The 16362-nt window shown below is 68.3% G+C and carries 16 protein-coding genes and 1 riboswitch; of the genes, 11 read left to right on the top strand and 5 right to left on the bottom strand.

Annotated features, from left to right (window positions below; all coding sequences use genetic code 11):
* Position 1: 1 nt before the first annotated feature.
* Positions 2 to 1195: a PP2C family protein-serine/threonine phosphatase gene (locus QSJ59_RS09875; protein ID WP_285759548.1), complete on the bottom strand. Its 1194-nt coding sequence runs from the start codon at positions 1193 to 1195 to the stop codon at positions 2 to 4.
* 515 nt (positions 1196 to 1710) lie between these two features.
* On the opposite strand from QSJ59_RS09875, the gene QSJ59_RS09870 reads away from it, so the two are divergent.
* The 3 genes from QSJ59_RS09870 to QSJ59_RS09860 all read left to right on the top strand — a co-directional run bounded on the left by QSJ59_RS09870 (position 1711) and on the right by QSJ59_RS09860 (position 3605).
* Complete coding sequence (locus QSJ59_RS09870; RefSeq protein WP_285758865.1) at positions 1711 to 2394, top strand: biliverdin-producing heme oxygenase; 684 nt, start codon at positions 1711 to 1713, stop codon at positions 2392 to 2394.
* Positions 2395 to 2589: 195 nt separating this feature from the next.
* The gene (locus tag QSJ59_RS09865; RefSeq protein WP_285758863.1) at positions 2590 to 3219 is read left to right on the top strand and encodes a TetR/AcrR family transcriptional regulator; all 630 of its coding nucleotides are present in this window, start codon (positions 2590 to 2592) and stop codon (positions 3217 to 3219) included.
* Positions 3220 to 3374: 155 nt separating this feature from the next.
* On the top strand, positions 3375 to 3605 hold the full coding sequence (locus QSJ59_RS09860; RefSeq protein WP_285758861.1) for a hypothetical protein: 231 nt from the start codon (positions 3375 to 3377) through the stop codon (positions 3603 to 3605).
* A 36-nt stretch (positions 3606 to 3641) separates the two neighbouring features.
* Here the strand turns inward: QSJ59_RS09860 and QSJ59_RS09855 are convergent, their stop codons facing one another.
* A complete protein-coding gene (locus tag QSJ59_RS09855; protein ID WP_285758859.1) occupies positions 3642 to 4598 on the bottom strand; it encodes a 3'-5' exonuclease in 957 nt (318 codons plus the stop codon).
* Between the two features lie 255 nt (positions 4599 to 4853).
* On the opposite strand from QSJ59_RS09855, the gene QSJ59_RS09850 reads away from it, so the two are divergent.
* Positions 4854 to 5819, top strand: a complete 966-nt coding sequence (locus QSJ59_RS09850) for an asparaginase (RefSeq protein WP_285758858.1) — start codon at positions 4854 to 4856, stop codon at positions 5817 to 5819.
* A 171-nt stretch (positions 5820 to 5990) separates the two neighbouring features.
* The gene (locus QSJ59_RS09845) at positions 5991 to 7193 is read left to right on the top strand and encodes an NAD(P)/FAD-dependent oxidoreductase (protein ID WP_285758856.1); all 1203 of its coding nucleotides are present in this window, start codon (positions 5991 to 5993) and stop codon (positions 7191 to 7193) included.
* Here the strand turns inward: QSJ59_RS09845 and QSJ59_RS09840 are convergent.
* Both QSJ59_RS09840 and pip read right to left on the bottom strand, forming a co-directional pair.
* Complete coding sequence (locus QSJ59_RS09840) at positions 7190 to 7381, bottom strand: ferredoxin (RefSeq protein ID WP_285758854.1); 192 nt, start codon at positions 7379 to 7381, stop codon at positions 7190 to 7192. The genes QSJ59_RS09845 and QSJ59_RS09840 overlap by 4 nt on opposite strands.
* Positions 7382 to 7536: 155 nt before the next feature.
* Complete coding sequence (gene pip / locus QSJ59_RS09835; RefSeq protein WP_285758852.1) at positions 7537 to 8496, bottom strand: prolyl aminopeptidase; 960 nt, start codon at positions 8494 to 8496, stop codon at positions 7537 to 7539.
* 643 nt (positions 8497 to 9139) lie between these two features.
* Here pip and QSJ59_RS09830 point away from each other — a divergent pair.
* The 5 genes from QSJ59_RS09830 (at position 9140) to QSJ59_RS09810 (ending at position 15035) form a co-directional block, all read left to right on the top strand.
* Entirely contained in the window at positions 9140 to 10201 is a 1062-nt protein-coding gene (locus tag QSJ59_RS09830; protein WP_285758849.1) for a 3-deoxy-7-phosphoheptulonate synthase, read from the top strand.
* A gap of 119 nt (positions 10202 to 10320) precedes the next feature.
* Positions 10321 to 10421, top strand: a riboswitch (glycine riboswitch).
* A gap of 142 nt (positions 10422 to 10563) precedes the next feature.
* Positions 10564 to 11679 carry a glycine cleavage system aminomethyltransferase GcvT gene (gcvT, locus tag QSJ59_RS09825; RefSeq protein WP_285758847.1) on the top strand — a complete coding sequence of 372 codons (1116 nt, stop codon included), beginning with the start codon at positions 10564 to 10566 and terminating at the stop codon, positions 11677 to 11679.
* A gap of 127 nt (positions 11680 to 11806) precedes the next feature.
* A complete protein-coding gene (gene gcvH, locus QSJ59_RS09820) occupies positions 11807 to 12187 on the top strand; it encodes a glycine cleavage system protein GcvH (protein ID WP_285758846.1) in 381 nt (126 codons plus the stop codon).
* A 4-nt stretch (positions 12188 to 12191) separates the two neighbouring features.
* Positions 12192 to 13466, top strand: a complete 1275-nt coding sequence (glyA, locus tag QSJ59_RS09815) for a serine hydroxymethyltransferase (RefSeq protein WP_285758845.1) — start codon at positions 12192 to 12194, stop codon at positions 13464 to 13466.
* Positions 13467 to 13625: 159 nt separating this feature from the next.
* On the top strand, positions 13626 to 15035 hold the full coding sequence (locus QSJ59_RS09810; RefSeq protein WP_285758842.1) for an L-serine ammonia-lyase: 1410 nt from the start codon (positions 13626 to 13628) through the stop codon (positions 15033 to 15035).
* A 417-nt stretch (positions 15036 to 15452) separates the two neighbouring features.
* On the opposite strand, the gene QSJ59_RS09805 is transcribed toward QSJ59_RS09810, so the two are convergent.
* Positions 15453 to 15842 (bottom strand): VOC family protein, encoded by a 390-nt coding sequence (locus QSJ59_RS09805; protein ID WP_285758841.1) that lies wholly within the window; start codon positions 15840 to 15842, stop codon positions 15453 to 15455.
* 244 nt (positions 15843 to 16086) lie between these two features.
* Here QSJ59_RS09805 and QSJ59_RS09800 point away from each other — a divergent pair, with 244 nt between their 5' ends.
* Entirely contained in the window at positions 16087 to 16350 is a 264-nt protein-coding gene (locus tag QSJ59_RS09800; RefSeq protein ID WP_285758839.1) for a hypothetical protein, read from the top strand.
* Positions 16351 to 16362: the final 12 nt, after the last annotated feature.

The raw sequence follows: 16362 nt of genomic DNA, 5'->3' as shown, positions 1-16362 counted from the left end.
GTCATTCCCCATGGGTGACGAGCAACATGGCGACGTCGTCCTGGAGCGGACCGCCGTTGTGGCTCTCGGCCTCATCGACAAGGCGCTCGGGCAGGTCGACGATGGACACTCCGCTACCCAGGACGCCTTCGACGATCCGGCTCAGCCCTGCTACGCCGAGGCGTTCGGTCCCGCTTCCTTCGTACGCGTCGACCAGGCCGTCGGTGTAGAGCATGAGCGTGGAACCACGGGGGAAAGGGAAACGTTCGACGCGGGTCTCGGCCTCGGGGAACAGTCCCAGGGGTGGACGGGGCACCGCCTCCACCTGGACCACCCGGTCGGTGAGGACCAGGGGCGGGGGGTGGCCGAACAGGCGGATGCGCGGGTCCTCGGAGTCCTTGTCCAGGCTGATCTGGCACAGGGTCGCGTACATCTCGTCCTGGGCGCGCTCGGAGATCAGGATCTCCTCCAGCGCGGGCAGGAGCTGCTCCTCGGGTACCCCTCCCATGACCAGGGCCCGCCAGGCGATGCGCAGACACACCCCCAGTGCGGCCTCGTCCGGCCCGTGCCCGCTGACGTCGCCGACGATGACGTGCGTGGTGCCGTCCTTGTCGACCGCGTCGAAGAAGTCGCCGCCGACCAACGCACGCTTGCGGCCGGGTCGGTAGAAGGAACGGGGTGTCAGCGGGGAGCGGTCGAGCAGCAGCTGGGGCAACAGGCCCCGTTCGAGGCGCATGTTCTCGCGCGCGTAGAGCTCGGCTTCGCGCAGCTGACGCGCGTTCTCGTCGGCACGCTGGCGTTCGACCGAGTAGCGCAGGCTCCTGGCCAGCAGCGAACCGTCCACGTGGCCCTTGACGAGGTAGTCCTGGGCTCCTGCGGCGACCGCGGCAACGCCTTCGTGCTCGTCGTCAAGACCGGTGAGGACGACGACCGCGGCGGACGTGGCCGACGTCAGGACTTCGCGAAGGAGATCCATTCCGCCGGCGTCGGGCAGGTTGAGGTCGAGCAGCACGCACCCCCGGAAGGAGGTCAGGTGCTGCCTGGCCTCGGCGAGGGTGGCCACCCAAGTGATATTGGCACTGAGCGCGGTATCGGCGAGGAACTCCTCGACGAGGAAGGCGTCCTGCGGATCGTCCTCGATGAGCAGGATGTCGACCGATTCGACGGATCCCTGCAACAGCGGGTCCCCCGTCTCTCCGGGGTCCGGCTCGTTCAGCGACTCGTGCTCTGTTTTCCTAATGTCCACACATCGCCTCTGGGTAGGCCAACTCTGCAGCGCCTGGCAGCGGATCCTCCAGCCCCCGGACCCTCCGTCCGGTGCAACCGCGCCGAGCCCCGACGCCATGGGCCTGTCGGGGCATCGTGATCACCCGGTGCGGGGCCGAGGCGCGGACGATACACGTGGTTCAAACGATAATGGCCGCTTTCACTCTCCCGCCAGCGGTACCGCCGGAGAGATGGGCGGTGCCCACGGCGAAGGACCGCAACCCGGCCCCATCACCGTGATGTCCGCTGTCAGGATACCCGCCCGCCCCTCGCCCGCGACGGGGGCGCCGTGGTCGGACGATCGAGCCCGCTCATGCCGCCGGCTCCTATTTTTACGACAGTCTGTCGTAAAAGCTTGTGGAAACCGGACTCTTGATGACATCATGTCAGATAAAGCGTCCGGCTGCGGCGACGGTCGAGTGGGATCGGCGGCCCGCCCGGCAGTGACCAGAGAGAGTGACCCCCGTGAGCACAGAGCAGGCGACACCGCAGACCATCGAACCGGCCAGCTTCGCCCAGCAGTTGCGGTCGGGCACCTGGCGTGCGCACGAAGGCTCCGAAAGCCACGATTTCTCCCAGGCGCTCCTTGCCGGGGAACTCCCCCAAGAGGGCTACGCCGAACTGGTCGCCCAGCACTACTTCGTCTACGAAGCACTCGAAGAGGTCGGCCGGACGCTTGCCGAGGACCCGGTTGGCCGGGCGGTGTACTTCCCCGAGCTCCACCGGCTTCCCGCGCTGGAACGCGATCTGGCCCACCTGTGCGGGCCGCTGTGGCGCGAGTCCATCAGGCCGACCCTCTCCACGGTGACCTACGCGGCCCGCATCCGCCAGATGGCGCAGTGGCCGGCGGGATTCGTCGCACACCACTACACCCGCTACCTCGGCGACCTCTCCGGCGGCCAGTTCATCAAGCGGATCGTGCGCGACGCTTACCGGTTCGAGGGTGTTCAAGGCATCGAGTTCTACGTTTTCGACGAGATCAAGAGCCTGCCGAAATTCAAGAACGCCTATCGGGCCGCGCTGGACGGGCTCCCCCTCACCACCGCCGAGCAGGAGCGGGTAATCGCGGAGACCCGACTGGCCTACCAGTTCAACAACGAAATGATGGCCGACCTCGGCCGCGTGCACTCGACCCCTCAGGCCGCCTGAAGGGCAGAACACCCGGGAGCCCGCACCATCGAGCAGCCGCCGGTGCGTCCGGCCCCCTCCCGCTGGTCCGGACGCACCGGCGTTCAGCAGGCCCGTTCCACCACCGGCCGTACCGCAGGCCCCCGACAGGAATCGGAGCCCCCGGACACGCGGAGCGACAACGAGAACACCCGGATGGCGTGTAACGATAGGTCCATGCCCAAGATCTCGGCCCCGACCATCGCAGCACACCGCGCCCAGGTCCGCGAGCGGATTCTGGACGCGGTGGCCTCGCTGACCCGCGACCAGGGAATCGACGAGATCTCCATGACCGATGTCGCCTCGGCCGCCGGGATCACCCGCACCGCTCTCTACAACTACTTTCCGGACAAGCCGGCTCTTCTTCTCGCCTTCACCGAACAGGTGACCGTCAATTTCATGCGGCGGTGCGAAGCAGACCTGCCTGCGGGCGCATCCGCCGCACGCCGACTGGCCGGTTTCGTCCGGTTCCAACTGGAGGGGATCATCGAGCATCCCCATCCGGCCGCAGCAGAACTCGGTGCCAGTCTGGGGCCGCACGCCTACCAGGCCCTGGCCGACCACGTCGCCCCTATGCAGCGGTTACTGGTGGAGATCGTGCGGGAGGGAACCGATTCCAAAGAGTTCGACGAGGTGGCCCTGGAGCCGACCGCCAAGCTCGTCCTGGCCCTGATCGGCGCCCAACGCCTCCCCCTTCTGCGCGGCGAGACCGCGCTGCCCGAGGCCCATGCACTGGTCACGGTCTTCGCGTTGCGCGCCCTCGGCGTCACCCGCGAAACCGCTCTGGAAGCAAGCCGGGACGAGTAGCACAAACACAGAGCCACGCTTCGGTCACACACCGTTTTTTTGGCGTGCTCGGAACTCCCCCCGCCCCAGGTGCACGGGTGTGCACGGCGCTTCTGATAGGCGAGAATCGCACACCAACTGGTGTTCGTCCTCTCCCCCCGAAGGAACCACCGACAGTGTCGCTCGCGCTGATCGTCCTGGGTGCCCTGCTGGTCGCGGCCGCGGTGCTCAACCGCCTCCCTTTTCGCCCGTCCAGGGCCGTTCCCGCCTCCCCTGCGTCACCCCCGGGCAGACGACATCCGCACACCGCTCCGATCCGCCTCACCGAGCAGGGCCGCGCAACACTCACCACGATCGGCGGCAGCATGCTGATCATCGCGTTCTTCCTCGCCCTCTCAGGGCTCTGAGGAACTCCTGAACCCGCCGGGGCCGCGCGAAGAGGGTCAGCCCGACGCGTCCCCCACCTCCCGGCCGACACTGCCGGCCACTGTTGCCGCCAGGGCTGCGGTGGCAACGGTCGCAGTGAAAGCAGCGATCACCGAGGCCGTCCGGCGGCGGCGGAACCTGCGCAGGGCCTCGGCCAGCGCCAGGGAGCGCTCAGGGGGCCCGAAGCTCCCGACGCACAATCGGGGATCGAGCTCGAGCCGGTTCCACAACCGCGGCCAGGGTCGCAGCCGTCCCACCGGCGCCGGTCGCGGAGCGGAGCCGGCCGGGCGCCGCGGTGAAACGCTGACCGAGCGCCGCGGCTTCGCCCTTGCAGCAGCGGAGGGTCGACCCGCGAGCACGACCGGGTCGGGGCCGAGGTAGCGCAACTCGCCCGGCGCGTTGTGCAGCAGTTCCGCAAGCAACTGTGCGCAGGCGCGTGCGTCGCCCAGTGCTGTGTGCTGCCCGGTCGGCCAGTCGCCCCCCAAGGCATGACTGGCCCGGGCCAGCGAGTAGCGCTCCAGTTCGACCTGGGAACGCAGGGTGCGCAAGGTACACAGACCGGGCAGCCCGGCCGGCAGTCCCGTGGCCACGAGTTCAGCGGTCAGAAAGGCGTCCTCGAAGTCGAGGTTGTGTCCCACGAGAACCGCTCCGGAGAAGAGCTCGGTGAGCTCACCGGTGAGCTCACCGATCCTGGGCGCACCCACCACGTCGCCGTCGGCTATCCCGTGGAACTCCTGTCCGGTGACCGCGATCCGGGGGTCGACAAGCGTGGTGAACTCGCGCAGCACCGTGCCGTCACCGCGCATGCGCACGACAGCGATCTCGCAGACCCTGGCCCCCTTCTCCGGCAAGAGCCCGGTCGTCTCGACGTCGACCACGGCGTACTCCAGGTCGAGTGCGCGGTGACCGCCTCTGCCCCGGGTCAGCGCACCGATGTGCACGGCTCTGCGGCCGGCGTGATCCTCGTGCGACACGTCTTCGTCTCCTCGCGTGTTGGCGGCGCGTTCCGGCCGGTCCGCGCCCCTCACGCGCCCAAACGCGAACCAAGCCCTGACCCTACCCGTCAGCACCGACGCAACCCTTTGCCCGTACCTGTCGTGGCGCGTATCCGTGCGACCGGACGCCTGGGCCTTCTCGGACGGTGACCGACCCCGGACCGGAAGGCTCCGACGGTAGGTAAAGATGGGATGAAAGTTTTCGTTTCTCCCACTACTGACCACGGAGCAGTGATGGCACAGAGCGCACCGCCCGCCTACGTCCCGCTCGTCGAAGTGACCCGTTCAGGAATGCGGGAGGGCGTGCACTACGGAGCGGTCGTAGCGCTGACCGCCGCGGGGGAGGTGGGTTACGCCCTGGGCGACGTGACGGCCCCCATGTTCCCGCGCTCGGCCGCCAAGCCGTTCCAGGCGTTGGCCGCCCTGCGCGCAGGAGCCCGACTGACGGGAAGCCAGGTGGCGATCGCGGCGGGCAGTCACAGTGGAGCCGACATCCACGTGGCCAGCGTAACCGCGACACTGGCCGCGGCCGGGCTCACCGAAGCCGACCTGGGCTGCCCCGAGGACTGGCCCATGGACCGCCGGACCCGCGACGCCCTGCTCCGTGCGGACGGGGCGCCCAGCCGCACACTGATGAACTGCTCGGGCAAGCACGCCGCGATGCTGGACGCCTGTGTGCGCCGGGGCTGGGACCTCCGCGGCTACCTTTCCCCCTCCCACCCGCTCCAGTTGCTGATCCGTGAAGCGGTCGAGGAGAAGTGCGGCGAACCGATCGCGCACACGGCGGTGGACGGCTGCGGCGCCCCCCAACTCGCGGTGTCCTTGACCGGTCTGGCCCGAGGGTTCCAGGCGATGGCGCTGGCTCCCGAAGGATCGATCGAACACACGATCAACGCCGCCATGCGTGCGTTCCCGGAATACGTGGCGGGTGAGGGCCGGGTGGACACCGTGCTCATGCGCGCTCTGCCCGGAGCGACCTCGAAGATCGGCGCCGAGGGCGTCATCGTGGTCGCGGCGCCCACCGGTGAGACGGCCGCGGTCAAGATCAGCGACGGAGACCCGCTGCCCCGCGCGGGGGCCATGGTCGCGCTCACCGCGCTGTCCTCGGTGGGGGCCGACATCTCCGGAACCGAGGACCTGCTCGCCACGGACGTGACCGGAGGCGGAGGAGTCGTCGGAGTGATCCGCCCGCTCGGCTGAGCCGATTGCCTGCGGCCGGCCACCGGGCCCGCGCCTCCGATGCTGTTGCCCCGGAGTTCGGGGCAACAGCATCGGAGGCGCGAAGTTGATTCCGGCGGCACCGTCCCGCCGTGAGTGCCGGGTCCTAGAATTTCCAGCGTCCGCAGGGAGTTCGTGTTGCGAGGAGAGCACATGCGCGAAGTCGTCGTCGTGGGCGCCGGCCTGGCCGGCCTGAGCACCGCGGAGGCTCTCCGGGGCGCCGGCTTTGACGGAACCATCACCCTGGTCGGCGAGGAGGCGCACGAGCCTTACTCGCGCCCGCCGCTGTCCAAGGAATTGCTGACGGGCAAGGGGACAGGGGCGGGTGTGCGGCTGCGCGGCCCCGAGGAACTGTCCGCGCTCGACCTCGACCTGCGCCTGGGGGTGCGGGCGTTGGCCCTGCACCCGGGGGAACGTGCGGTAGAACTCTCCGACGGTTCCCGGGTGACCGGCGACAGCGTGGTGATCGCGACCGGGGGCGCTGCTCGCCGCCCCGACACGACGCTGTCCGGCGTGCACGTGCTGCGCACCCTTGACGACGCCGAAGCGCTGCGTGCCGAACTCGCCGAGCACGAGCGGATCACAGTGGTGGGTGCCGGGTTCATCGGCGCCGAGGTCGCCGCGAGCGCCCGCGCGCTGGGACTGGAGGTCACCCTGATCGAAGCGGCAGCAACGCCGCTGACCCGGACGGTGGATCCGAGGGTCGGCTCGGTGCTGGCCGAGTTGCACCGTGACAACGGCGTGGACCTGCGGGTGGGCGTGGGCGTCCGCGCGTTGGAGGGCACCGGACGGGTCGAGCGGGTCCGTCTGGCCGACGACAGCACGGTGGAGGCGTCCCTAGTCGTCGCGGGGCTGGGCGTGAACCTCAACACCGGTTGGCTCGCCGGGTCGGGGGTCGAGCTGGACGCCGGTGACCAGGCGGTGCGCTGCGACGAGCACTGCGCAACCTCCCTGCCGGGGGTGTACGCCGCGGGCGACCTCGCCAGTTGGCCGCATCCTCGCTACGGCGGACGCACCCGGCTGGAGCACTGGACCAATGCCGGGGAGCAGGCAGCGGTGGTGGCGCACAATCTGCTGGCGGGGTCGGGAACGCGGTGGGCCTATCAACCGGTTCCCTACTTCTGGTCCGACCAGTACGGCGCAAAGGTTCAGCTGCTGGGCCAGGCGACACCCGCCGATTCCGTGGAGATCGTGCACGGGTCCCCCGAGAGCCGCAAGTTCGTCGCGTTCTTCGGCCGCGCGGGCATGCTGGTCGGCGTGCTCGGGCTGCGTTCGACGCCCAAGACCATGCGCTACCGAAAACTCCTGGAGCAACCGACCGCCTGGACCGACGCCTTGGCCGCGGCCGCTCCCTAGCCCTCGACGCTGATGGCCTGCTTTGGACAGAGCCGGGCGGCCTCTTCGACCTCCGGGCGCAGCTCCGGTCCGGGCTCCTCCTGGAGGACGTAGAGGTAGTCGTCGTCGCGGACTTCGAATACCTCGGGGACGATCCCCATACAGACCGCGTTGCTCTCGCACCGATCGAAATCGACCTTCACCCGCATGTGCCGCTCCCGCTCGCCGTGGTGGCCAGGACCCGAAACCGCCAGGTCGCGGTCGGGCTCGCCTCTCCGGGCATCGGCCCGGCGCCTGCCTGCCGCTCGGGCGGCCACCCCGGTTCAGCTTCCCGGAAATGGCCGCCCCTAAAACTCTGCCGCACCTAGTCCTGAGCGAACCGGTCGGTCGCCTCGATCAGCTGGTGCAGGATCCCCGGCTCGCTGAAGGCGTGCCCGGCATCATCGACCAGGTGGAACTCCGCCTCCGGCCAGGCCCGGTGGAGATCGAAGGCCGTGGTGGCCGGGGTGCACACGTCATAGCGCCCCTGCACGATCACCCCCGGGATGGCAGCGAGCTTTCCGGCGTTCTCGATGAGCTGGCCCGGGGTGAAGAAGCCGCCGTGTACGAAGAAGTGGTTCTCGATCCGCGCGAAGGCCAGCGCGTAGTCGGCCTGGGCGTGCTTGGCGCGCACCTTCTCGTCGGGACGCAGGGTGATCGTGGACCCCTCCCAAACACTCCAGGCCCTCGCCGCTTCCAGCCTGACATCGCGATCGGGGGAATTGAGCCGCTCCGAGTACGCCCCGATCAAGTCGTCGCGTTCCTCGACGGGAATCGGGGCGAGGTAGGACTCCCACACGTCCGGGAACAAGAACGACGCGCCACTCTGGTAGAACCAGCGCAGTTCCTCGTTGCGCAAGGTGAAGATTCCGCGCACGATGATCTCGCTCACCCGTTCAGGGTGCTGTTCGGCGTAGGCCAGGGCCAGCGCGCTCCCCCACGAGCCGCCGAAGACCTGCCACTGGTCCGCCCCGGTCATCACTCGCAGGCGCTCGATGTCGCCGACGAGACTCCAGGTGGTGTTGGCGTGCAGTTGGGTGTCCATTCGGCTGGCGTGCGGGGTACTGCGCCCGCAGTTGCGCTGGTCGAAGAGCAGGACACGGTAACGCTGGGGATCGAACAGACGACGGTGGTCGGGCGAACAGCCCGCCCCAGGGCCGCCGTGCAAAAAGACCACCGGTTTGCCCGCGGGATTTCCCGCGAGCTCCCAGTAGATCCGGTTGCCGTCGCCGACATCGAGCATGCCGCTGTCATACGGCTCGATGGGCGGATACAGCGTGCGCATGGAAAGCGCCCTTCTTTCAACGAGGCTTGGGGTGGTCGTGGCAGGAGCCGGGCGTCAGGAGAGGCTGGTCTCAACAAACGGTGCGAACACGCAGACGCAGGCGGGCACGCCGGCGCCGCACTGCTCACCGTGGGCGATCATCTCCTCGGCACGTGAGCGGCTGCGGACGCGGGGAGCCGGCGTGAACGGCACCGAAACCTTTCGGCTTCGTCCGGCAACAGGACCGCCCTGCCGCGGGGGTACGCGGGGGAGGAAGCCGTGACCGCGCTCCCCGATCGGGGCAGCGGGCAGGGGCCGGAGCGCAACGGTGGGGCACACATGGCGCAGGCCGGCTCTGCGGGGTGGTCGACGGGGCAGCGCGCCCACCCGTGCGGTATCGGCTGGAGACCGTCTGACGGCCGGACCGCCAAGGATCCTGACCGTCGCACAACTCGTCCATCGGACTCATCCTAGAGGTGCGACACCCCGCGATCCGTCGAAACCACCGACGCCCGGGTACAGCCCGCCGCCTCCTACCCTCCGTGGCGTCTCCGGGTATTGGTCACCGTCTCGGGGATCGAATCAGCCGGGGTCGGGGAAAGATCAACAAAGCAGACCGCGTTAGGGTCGAGTGAGTCACCAGGGGAACGAGGACGAGGAACCCATGCCCAGTACCAATGACACGCGTGTAGACAGCTACCAGCCGCTCGTTGCCCCGCGCGACATCCTGGCCGAGCTGCCGATGGGCCCAGAGCGTGCCGCCTTGATCGAGGACGCCCGCTCCGAGGTCAAACGCGTGCTCGACGGCGAGGACGACCGGCTCCTGGTCATCGTGGGTCCGTGCTCGGTGCACGACCCCGCATCCGCCCTGGACTACGCCCGCCGTCTCAAGGCGCTGACGCCCTCCGTGCGCTCGGAGTTGTGCGTGGTCATGCGGGTCTACTTCGAGAAGCCGCGCACGACGCTGGGCTGGAAGGGCCTGATCAACGACCCGGGCCTCGACGACAGCTACGACGTCCACCGCGGCCTGCGCACCGCCCGCAAACTGCTGCTGGACATCGCCTCGCTGGGCGTGGTCTCCGGCACCGAGTTCCTCGACCCCATCACTCCGCAGTACATCGCCGACGTCGTGGCCTGGGGTGCCATCGGGGCGCGCACCACCGAGAGCCAGGTCCACCGTCAGCTCGGCAGTGGCCTGAGCATGCCCGTCGGCTTCAAGAACGGCACCGACGGAGACGTCCAGGTCGCCGTGGACGCCGTAGGGGCGTCGGGCGCCTCCCACACCTTCTTCGGGATCGACCCCAGCGGAGCGGGCGCCGTCGTGACCACGTCGGGCAACCCCGACTGCCATGTCATCCTGCGGGGCGGGCGCTCCGGCCCCAACTACGATGCCGACCAGGTGGGTGCGGCACTGGAGACCATCGCGGCTGCCGGACTGCCACGACGGCTGATGATCGACGCCAGTCATGCCAACAGCGGCAAGGACCACACCCGTCAGCCGGGCGTGGCCGAGGCCATCGCAGCCCAGGTTGCCGAGGGGCAGCGCGGCATCACCGGTGTCATGCTGGAGAGCTTCCTGGTGGCCGGTGCGCAGAAGCTCGGCGACCCCGCCGATCTGACCTACGGCCAGAGCATCACCGACAAGTGCATGGACTGGGAGACCACGGAGAGCGTGCTCACCGGGCTCGCCGAAGCCGTGCGCAGTCGCCGCAAGGTCAACGTCTGACCGGCTACCCCGCGACCGGGGTGTGCCGCGCCGACTGCAACAGTGAACGCGCGTTACACCCCGGCGGGGACGGTCCCAGATCGGTCTGGCTGCGCGCTGCTAGGCTGGGTCCCACTCGATGACCCTGTGCGGGAGAGTGTCCGCCGCAGCCAGCGCGGACCGCCGAAGGAGCAAACCCTCCCCAGAGAACCTCTCAGGCGCGATGGACCGCACGGGCGAGAACACTCTGGAAAGCAGGGGCGCGCATGCCCCTCGCCGAAGGTGCAAGCCGCCGTGTGCGGTGAACCTCTCAGGCACAGATGACAGAGGGGGAGGATGGGAGTCCACAGCCCTGTCCGCGTCCATCCCCGCCAGGAGTGCTCATGAGTCAGGCCCCCGAAGGTGCCCGCACCACCCCGCTGCACCAGACCCACCAAGCGTTGAACGCCAATCTGGTTGATTTCGCCGGTTGGCTGATGCCCCTGCGCTACGCCAGCGAGGCCGCCGAGCACAAGGCCGTGCGTGAGGCCGCGGGCCTGTTCGACCTTTCCCACATGGGCGAGCTTCTGGTACGCGGTGCGGGCGCGGCCTCCTTCCTCGACTACGCACTGGTGGGCCACCTCTCCGCTGTCACCCCGGGCCGCGCGCGTTACACCATGATCACCGCTGAGCACGGCGGCGTCATCGACGACCTGATCGTCTACCGCCTCGCCGAGGACGAGTACCTGATCGTGGCCAACGCCTCCAACAGCGACACGGTCTTCGCCGCGCTGACCGAGCGTGCGTCCGGCTTCGACGTGGTGCTTGCCGACGAATCGAGCGAGTACGCCCTCATCGCCGTCCAGGGCCCCAGGGCCGTGGAGATCCTGGCTCCGCTGACCGACGCCGACCTGTCCACCATCAAGTACTACGCCGGGTACCGCCACACCGTCGCAGGTCAGCCCGTACTGTTGGCGCGTACGGGCTACACCGGCGAGGACGGCTTCGAGATCTTCGTGAAGCCCGGTTCCGACGCCCCCGCGGTGTGGGACGCCCTTCTCAAGGCCGGCGAGCCCGCCGGGCTGATCCCAGCCGGACTGTCCGCCCGCGACACCCTGCGCCTGGAGGCCGGGATGCCGCTGTACGGCAATGAGCTCAGCCTGGACCGCACCCCCTACGAGGCCGGCCTGGGCCGCGTCGTCAAACTCGACAAGCCCGACGACTTCGTCGGTCGCGCGGCACTGACCGCCCGGGCCGACAGCGGTCCCACCCACACCCTCGTTGGCCTCGTCGGCCGCGGCCGACGGGTACCGCGCAAGGGCTACGACGTTCTGCGCGACGGTGTTTCTGTGGGAACCGTCACTAGCGGAGCCCCCTCCCCCTCCATCGGCAAACCCATCGCGGTCGCCTACGTGGAGGCCGGAACCGACCTGTCCAGCGGAGAGTTCGCAGTGGACGTTCGGGGACGCGCCGAACCGATGGACGTGGTTCGGCTGCCCTTCTACAAGCGGGACAAGTAGTCTTCCGCGCGACTGGTGCGTCCACCCGCAACTCCTTGACGAGGCGGGACGGGACGACGCGGCACGGGGTGGCGCACGAGCCCCCCGGCCGCTGCTGAATAATGGACAACACTCCTGGAGAGTTGAATTGAGCGTTCCCGCGGAGCTGGGCTACACCAACGAGCACGAATGGGTCTCCGTCAAGGAGGGCGTCGCCACCGTCGGTATCACGGCCTTCGCCGCCGAAGCCCTGGGTGACATCGTCTACGTCGAGCCGCCCGAGGTCGGATCGACCCTGGAAGCAGGCACAACCTGCGGCGAGGTCGAGTCCCACAAGTCGGTGAGCGAGCTGTATGCGCCGGTCAATGGCGAGGTCGTCGAGGTCAACCAGGCCGCGGTAGACGAGCCGGAGCTGATCGGTTCGGACCCCTACAGTCAGGGGTGGCTGTTCAAGGTGGAGCTCTCCGAAGAGCCGGTCGATCTACTCACCCCGGAGCAGTACACACAGCTCACCGAAGGTGAAGGTTAACTTCATGACCGCCCAGAGCAATTCGCTCAACCAATCCCTGGCGCAGCTCGACCCCGAGGTCTCGGCCGCCGTGGACGCCGAGCTCGCTCGCCAGCGCGACACCCTGGAAATGATCGCCTCCGAGAACTTCGCTCCTCAGGCGGTTCTGGAGGCCCAGGGCACCGTTCTGACCAACAAGTACGCCGAGGGCTACCCTGGTCGCCGCTACTACGGCGGATGCGAGCATGTCGACGTCATCGAGCAGCTGGCCATCGACCGCGCAAAGTCGCTGTTCGGAGCCGAGTACGCCAACGTCCAGCCGCACTCGGGCGCGCAGGCCAACACGGCCGTGTACTTCGCGCTGCTCAAGCCGGGTGACACCATTTTGGGTCTGGACCTCGCGCACGGTGGGCACCTGACCCACGGCATGCGGATCAACTACTCCGGCAAGATCCTCAACGCCGTCGCCTACCACGTACGCGACTCCGACGGCACGGTCGACTACGACGAGGTCGAGGCGCTGGCCAAGGAGCACCAGCCCAAGATGCTCGTCGCGGGCTGGTCGGCTTATCCGCGCCAGCTCGACTTCGCCCGGTTCCGCGCCATCGCCGACCAGGTCGGTGCGATCCTGATGGTGGACATGGCGCACTTCGCGGGTCTGGTCGCAGCGGGCCTGCACCCCAACCCCGTCGAATACGCCGATATCGTCACGACCACCACCCACAAGACGCTGGGTGGCCCCCGCGGCGGACTGATCCTCGCCAAGTCCGAGTACGGCAAGAAGCTGAACTCGGCGGTCTTCCCGGGGATGCAGGGCGGACCGCTGGAGCACGTGATCGCGGCCAAGGCCGTGGCGTTGAAGGTCGCGGCGGGCGAGGAGTTCGCCGACCGTCAGCGGCGTACCATCGCCGGTGCCAAGATCCTGGCCGAGCGGCTCACCCGCCCGGACGCCACCGAGGTGGGGGTCAACGTCCTCACCGGCGGCACCGAGGTGCACCTGGTGCTGGTGGACCTGGTCAACTCAGCCCTCAACGGGCAGGAGGCCGAGGACCGGCTGCACGAGATCGGCATCACGGTCAACCGCAACGCCGTTCCCAATGACCCGCGTCCGCCCATGGTCACCTCCGGCCTGCGCATCGGTACTCCGGCGCTGGCCACCCGCGGCTTCGACGAGGCCGACTTCACCGAGGTCGCCGACATCATCGCCGAGGTGCTCAAGCCCACCTACGACGTCGAGGCGCTGCGTGCACGCGTTTCCGCGCTGGCAACCGCACACCCGCTCTACCCCGGCCTGAAATAACACCGGGTCTCTCCGAAAGGCGCCCACCGGCGCCTTCTCGGGCGCACACCTTTCGGGCGGGGCCCGGCCACAAGCCGCCCCCGCCCGTTCTGCGTAACGCCCCGAACCGGGGCAGCGCGACCTCTCCCGGCCAGAGCCGGCGACAAGTAAGGGGACGTGATGGCGATCAGCGTGTTCGACCTGTTCAAGGTCGGCATCGGACCGTCCAGCTCACACACCGTCGGGCCGATGAAGGCTGCTCGCACCTTCACCGCGGGGCTGCGCGCCGAAGGGCTGCTGGAACGGGTGGTGCGGGTACGCGCCGAACTGTACGGCTCTCTCGCCCTGACCGGTAAAGGGCACGGCAGTGACACCGCCGTCATCCTCGGTCTGCTCGGCGAGACCCCCGAGGGCGTGGACGTGGACGCCGTTCCCCGGCTGCTGGCCGAGGTCACCAGGCGGGACGGCCTCGCACTGGACGGCACGCACGAAATTGGCTTCTCCCCGAAGACGGACGTGGACTTTCGCCGCAAGGAGAGCCTGCCCGGCCACCCCAACGGGATGCGCTTCGTCGCTCTGGACGCAGAAGGCGCCGAGTTGAGCGCTAAGGTCTACTACTCGGTGGGCGGTGGCTTCGTAGTGGACGAGGAGGCTGCCGGCGCGGATCGGATCAAGCCCGACGACACCCCGTTGCCGCTCCCCTTCGCCACCGCTGAAGAACTGTTGACGCTGTGCCGGGAAACCGGCAGGTCGATCAGCTCCGTGATGCTCGCCAACGAGGCGGCGTTCGGCAGGTCTCCCGAACAGGTTCGCGTGGAGCTGCTGGAAATCTGGCAGGCGATGCGCCAGTGCGTACGGCGCGGGGTGACCACCGAGGGCACTCTTCCGGGCGGCCTGAAGGTGCCCAGACGCGCCAACCGGCTCTACCGACAGCTCGGCGGCAGTTGCGACGATTCCGGGCTGCTGCGCCCAGGCGCACCGCACGACTCCGATCCGATGCGCGGCAGCGACTGGATCACCCTCTACGCACTCGCGGTCAACGAGGAGAACGCGGCGGGCGGACGCGTGGTGACCGCCCCCACCAACGGCGCTGCCGGGATCGTCCCTGCCGTGATGCACTATTACGAGCACTTCACCCCCGGCGCCAGCCAGGAGGGGATCGTGCGCTTCATGCTGACCGCGGGAGCCATCGGCATCCTGTTCAAGGAGAACGCCTCGATCTCCGGTGCGGAGGTCGGCTGCCAGGGCGAGGTCGGCTCGGCCTCGTCGATGGCGGCGGCCGGACTGGTGGAAACGCTGGGCGGTACTCCCGAGCAGGTCGAGAACGCCGCGGAGATCGCCATGGAACACAATCTCGGTCTGACCTGCGATCCGATCGGCGGCCTGGTACAGGTGCCCTGTATCGAGCGCAACGCGCTGGCCTCGGTCAAGGCGATCACCGCGGCCAAGATCGCCCTGCGCGGCGACGGGAGCCATTTCGTATCGCTGGACAAGGTCATCAGGACGATGCGCGACACCGGTCGCGACATGATGGACAAGTACAAGGAGACCAGCCGCGGGGGCCTGGCCGTCAACGTCATCGAGTGCTGAGCTGGTACAGCCCCCCCGACGCACCACGGGCCTTCGTGGCCCGCCTCGCCGCGCAATGAATCCGTATCGCCTGGTCGGCACGACCAGGCGATACCGACCGTCACCGAGCACTACGACAGCATCGCCCAGCTGATTCCCCTTGGGGTGCCGGCGAATTTTCTTGTCGACCGCGCAAAATCGTCATGCTCTCCGCGGACGGGCGGTTGATCGACGCAGAACTGGCAGGACGCTTCGACCGTCCACTCAATAATTGTTCTACGAACAAAAGAATTATTTTCCACCCGATATCGCTCAGACCGGCTCAGCCGTTCCCGCGCAGTCCCTCATCGACGCTGAACGGCCCGGCGGCATTGTTCGCGGTCGGCCCCGACCGGTCTGGTCGTACTGCTCGGGCGCGGGGGAACGAGGCGCTCAGTCCTACTCACCCATGTGCATGACCTCCCAGAGGTGACCGTCCGGGTCCTGGAAACTCCAGCCGTACATTCCGTCCTGGTCGATGGGCTCGTTGGACGGGCTCCCACCGGTGGCGATGGCCTTGGTGACCAGGTCGTCCACTTCCTGGCGGCTCTCGGCACTCAACGCGAGGATCGCCTCGGTGTGCGTGCGGGCGTCGCAGATCTGCTTGGCGGTGAACGTCTGGAAGTAATCCTCGACGAGCAGCATCACGAAGATGTCGTCGCTGATCACCAGACATGCGGCGTTGTCGTCGCTGAACTGGGGATTGATGTCGAACCCGAGACCCGCGAAGAAGGTTGTGGACGCCTCCAGGTTGCTGACGGGCAGGTTCACGAAGATTTTTTTCGCCATAGCGGCAACGTAACAACCGACTACGACAGAACCGGCAGACCACGCCGCATTTTCTGGCCTGAAGAGATCACTCCTCTGGCCCGGCCTTTTCCTGATGGCCGCGGGCGGCTCCCCGATCGAGGAGAGACCCGGTTTTATTCGGCGATGTCGCTTTCTTCTCGTGGCACGCCCCGGGCGCTGCTGTCCGGTGACGTACTGGCGGAGTCGCTGTTCACGGCGGCCTTCCTGTTCGCCGGAGCCTTTCGTGCCGACTACGACCATGGGCTTCGGCCACTGGTTGGTGCGGCACGGCACCCCCGACCGGGCGGCCTGCTCACCGCCGGGCACGTTTGGTTCCCCAGGCGCCATGACGCTGACCGGTATCGGGGGCTCCACGGTCGAAGGCTGGATCGATCGCGCCGGACTCATCCAGCGTGTGGCGCCGACCGTCGGCCCGGCCCGGCAGAACGCCGTGGCCCTCCGGCTGTTGCGGGGCACGACGGTTCAGATAGGCGATCGGATAGCGTGATCGGGCATTCGG

Origin of the sequence: Nocardiopsis ansamitocini (assembly GCF_030268225.1) — a bacterium.
Lineage (GTDB): Bacteria > Actinomycetota > Actinomycetes > Streptosporangiales > Streptosporangiaceae > Nocardiopsis_D > Nocardiopsis_D ansamitocini.
This window is presented reverse-complemented; position numbering and strand designations above follow the sequence as displayed.

Bases quoted from the DNA above. Each gene is read 5' to 3' on its own strand.
- QSJ59_RS09850 (WP_285758858.1), top strand. From the start codon at position 4,854: ATGGCACAGAGCGCACCGCCCGCCTACGTCCCGCTCGTCGAAGTGACC.
- gcvT (WP_285758847.1), top strand. From the start codon at position 10,564: ATGAGTCAGGCCCCCGAAGGTGCCCGCACCACCCCGCTGCACCAGACC.
- QSJ59_RS09810 (WP_285758842.1), top strand. From the start codon at position 13,626: ATGGCGATCAGCGTGTTCGACCTGTTCAAGGTCGGCATCGGACCGTCC.
- QSJ59_RS09805 (WP_285758841.1), bottom strand. From the start codon at position 15,842: ATGGCGAAAAAAATCTTCGTGAACCTGCCCGTCAGCAACCTGGAGGCG.
- pip (WP_285758852.1), bottom strand. From the start codon at position 8,496: ATGCGCACGCTGTATCCGCCCATCGAGCCGTATGACAGCGGCATGCTC.
- QSJ59_RS09865 (WP_285758863.1), top strand. From the start codon at position 2,590: ATGCCCAAGATCTCGGCCCCGACCATCGCAGCACACCGCGCCCAGGTC.
- glyA (WP_285758845.1), top strand. From the start codon at position 12,192: ATGACCGCCCAGAGCAATTCGCTCAACCAATCCCTGGCGCAGCTCGAC.
- QSJ59_RS09840 (WP_285758854.1), bottom strand. From the start codon at position 7,381: ATGCGGGTGAAGGTCGATTTCGATCGGTGCGAGAGCAACGCGGTCTGT.
- QSJ59_RS09845 (WP_285758856.1), top strand. From the start codon at position 5,991: ATGCGCGAAGTCGTCGTCGTGGGCGCCGGCCTGGCCGGCCTGAGCACC.
- QSJ59_RS09830 (WP_285758849.1), top strand. From the start codon at position 9,140: ATGCCCAGTACCAATGACACGCGTGTAGACAGCTACCAGCCGCTCGTT.